The following is a 3,321-nucleotide window of genomic DNA, read 5'->3' on the forward strand; positions in this document are numbered from 1 at the left end:
ATCCGGGTTGTGCACCCTCCATTCGTCCGCCATCTCGTCCGCCTCTCATACCAAGCACCGTGCGTCGTAAACCTAACAGACGGACCTCTCGATTTCGGCACCGTATTCGTCGCCGCGCAATGCGTAGGTTGACGACGCTCGTTGAAATTCCCCAGATCTGCTCGTTGAAATTCCTCACCTCCTGACCGAGATATCCGTCATTGGGTGGGGTCCTCTCCATGCTGGCTGTCAGCTATGACCGGCCAGCGAGGAGAGGAGCCCTTCCCTGATGTTGACACAGGAGGAAGACGTGGAGATTCATGCATTGAAGAAGAGGGGTTGGACGATCTCTGAGATCGCCCGCCACACGGGCCGTGACCGTAAGACGATCCGGACGTATCTGTCTGGCGACCACCAGCTGGGTGTGCGGGCGGCTATCGAGGATGATCCGTTCGACCAGATCGAGCCGTACGTTCGTCAGCGGTTGTCTGACGATCACGGTGTGTGGGGAACGACGTTGTTCGACGAAGTGGCAGCGCTGGGGTATGGGCGTTCGTATCCGACGTTCACCCGGCATCTCCGCGAGCGGGATCTTCGTCCGCATTGTGAAGCGTGTAGCGGGGTGAAGGGCCGCGCCACGGTCATCATCGACCATCCGTCTGGGGAGGAGATCCAGTGGGACTGGGACGAACTCGGTGTCTGTCCGTGGGATCCAACAACGGATGTGTCGATGCTGGTTGGGTCGTTGTCGCATTCGTCCAAGACGAGGGCGTGGCTCTCCTACTCGGAGGATCAGCCGCACCTGGTTGAGGGCATCGACCAGATCCTGCGCCGGCTCGGTGGCACTCCAAGGGTGTGGCGGACAGATCGGATGGCGACCGTGATCAACCCGGCCACGGGGAAGATCCAGGCGTCGTTCGCTCCGGTCGCGAAGCATTACGGGGTGACAGTGGTGCCGTGCCCGCCTCGGAGGGGGAACCGCAAAGGTGTTGTCGAGAAACAGATCCACTTCCTGACGCAACGCTGGTGGCGCACCGTTGACGTCCCCAACCTGGCCGACGCGCAAGCAAGCTTGGATCGGTTCTGTGCCACGACCGGAGACGCCCGGCCCCGAGGCGAAGTCTCTGTAGGCGAACTTGGGGACAGTGAACCGTTGCTCGGGCTCCCCCCAGTGGCGTATCCCGCTGAGGGGACGCTGACCCGAATCGTGGCGGCGAACGCGTTGGTGTCTGTTGACGGGAACCGATACTCGGTGCCGCCAGCCCTTGTCGGTACCGAGGTGAAAGTCAAGCGCCGTCTGGGTTCTGACGAGTTGATCATCATCTCGCCTGCAGGCACACTGGTTGCGACCCACCGGATTGCACCCCGTGGCGTCGGTCGGATTGTCAGGTTGCCGCAACACACCGCAGCGTTGGAGAATGTGGTGTTGGCGGCGTTTACGACCGTTCGGCCGTGCCCGAAGAAACCGAACCGTCCACCCACAGCCGCGGCGTTAGCGATCGCTAACGAGATCACCGGCGGTGACAACGGGGCCGGTCCGGTCATCGACCTTGGCACCTATCAACGATTCATCGACCGAAACAAAGGCGGTGCGTCATGAGCAAAGACTCGTTGTATCAACAACTTCGTGCCCACCTGGCGTATCTGAAACTGTCAGCAGCAGCCGAGGCGCTCCCCGCCCGACTCGACGCTGCCCGTGACACCAACATCGGTCACACCGAGTTCCTCGAGCAGCTCCTCGCGATCGAAGTTCAAGCGACCGAGCAGCGGAGGTGGGACACACGGATGCGGCTCGCGAACTTCCCAGCGCCGTGGACGATCAACGATTTCGACTTCACCGCCCAGCCATCAATCGACGAAGCGTTGATCCGTGAACTCGCAACGGCCCGTTTCCTCGACGACGCAACCAACGTCCTGTTCATCGGGCCACCCGGAGTCGGGAAAACGATGCTCGCCATAGCCCTCGGTCACGCAGCCGTCGACCAAGGACACCGGGTGTACTACACAACCGCAGCCGACCTCGCAGCACGGTGCCGCAAAGCCGCATTGGAAGGCAGATGGGCCGCAACGATACGGTTCTTCTCGGGACCGGGCGTCCTCATAATCGACGAGCTGGGGTTCCTCCCCATGCCAGCCGAAGACGCCGCAGCCCTGTTCCAAGTCATCACCAGGAGGTACCTGAAAGGCTCCGTGATCTTGACCACGAACAGGGGAGTCGCCTCGTGGGGAGACATCTTCTCAGACACCACCATCGCAGCCGCCATGTTGGACCGGCTGCTGCACAAGAGCGTCGTTTTCAACATCGACGGCGACTCCTACCGCCTCAGAGCCCACCAAGCCGCCAACCAGAAATTCCGCCCAAAAGGAGGAAACAGCTAACCTTCAAACCCGACCCAAGGTGAGGAATTTCGATGAGCAACCTTGGGGAATTTCAGTGAGCGCCATCAGAGCAGCCCAGGACCAAGCCGCATGTGACGGGGCCCCGGTAGTGAGTCCAGCTGTTATGGGTGTGTTGGCTGGTGGTCGTGTTCGCATTGGTCAGCATACTCGGCGGGGGTGAGTCCTCCGAGGCTGCTGTGTGGCCGCCAGGTGTTGTACTCCTTTCTCCAATCCTCGATCAGGATGCGTGCTTCGGTGAGGGATCCGAACTCGGTGATGTTCAGCAGTTCATCTCGTACCCGACCGTTGAATGATTCGACCCACGGGTTCTGCCACGGCGATCCTGGTTCGATGTAGATCGTTTGAAGGCCTCGCAGGCGGCACCAGTCCCTCAGGACCCAGGCGATCAACTCGGGTCCGTTGTCCATCCGAATGAACCCGGGTGCACCACGCTGGGCGACGAGACGGTTAAGGCAGTCAACAACATCGTCACTAGTGATAGACCGCTCAACGTCCATTGCGAGGGCCTCACGGGTGTGTTCATCCACAATGTTCAACAGCTTCAAGCGACGTAGATCAGCGGTTTCGTCGAACACGAAATCGAGTGCCCACACATGGTTCCGATGCTCAGCAGTCAGGAGTGTGCCGTCAAGGCCGCCGGGTCGACGCTTCTTCTGCTTCTTCGGTAGTGGCCGACGTAGACCCTCCTCACGCCACAGACGGCGGAGCTTCTTGTGGTTCACGCAGTAGCCCTCACGACGCACCACCGTGTGAGCCTTGCGCCACCCCATACGAGGATGGTTCCGTGCAAAGCGGCGCAGCCTTCTACGCAGCTTCGCATCGGCTTGCGGTTCCCGCCGTGATGGCCGTCGCTGTGTGGAACGGTGCTGACCCACCACCCGACACGCCCGACGCTCAGAAACCCCGAACCGTTCCACCAGCACCGTAACGGCACGACGACGA

The 3,321-nt window shown here is 61.0% G+C and carries 2 protein-coding genes and 1 pseudogene; 2 read left to right on the top strand and 1 reads right to left on the bottom strand.

Annotation, left to right across the window (positions count from 1 at the left end):
* Nucleotides 1–268: 268 nt before the first annotated feature.
* Nucleotides 269–1,483, top strand: a pseudogene (locus tag IIC71_15090) (IS21 family transposase).
* A gap of 92 nt (nt 1,484–1,575) precedes the next feature.
* Complete coding sequence (locus IIC71_15095) at nt 1,576–2,358, top strand: ATP-binding protein (protein ID MCH7670506.1); 783 nt, start codon at nt 1,576–1,578, stop codon at nt 2,356–2,358.
* A 122-nt stretch (nt 2,359–2,480) separates the two neighbouring features.
* On the opposite strand, the gene IIC71_15100 is transcribed toward IIC71_15095, so the two are convergent.
* Nucleotides 2,481–3,321 (bottom strand): IS3 family transposase (locus IIC71_15100; protein MCH7670507.1); only part of this gene is annotated, 841 nt, incomplete at its 5' end.

The organism is Acidobacteriota bacterium (assembly GCA_022562055.1).
Classification (GTDB): domain Bacteria; phylum Actinomycetota; class Acidimicrobiia; order Spongiisociales; family UBA5794; genus BMS3BBIN02.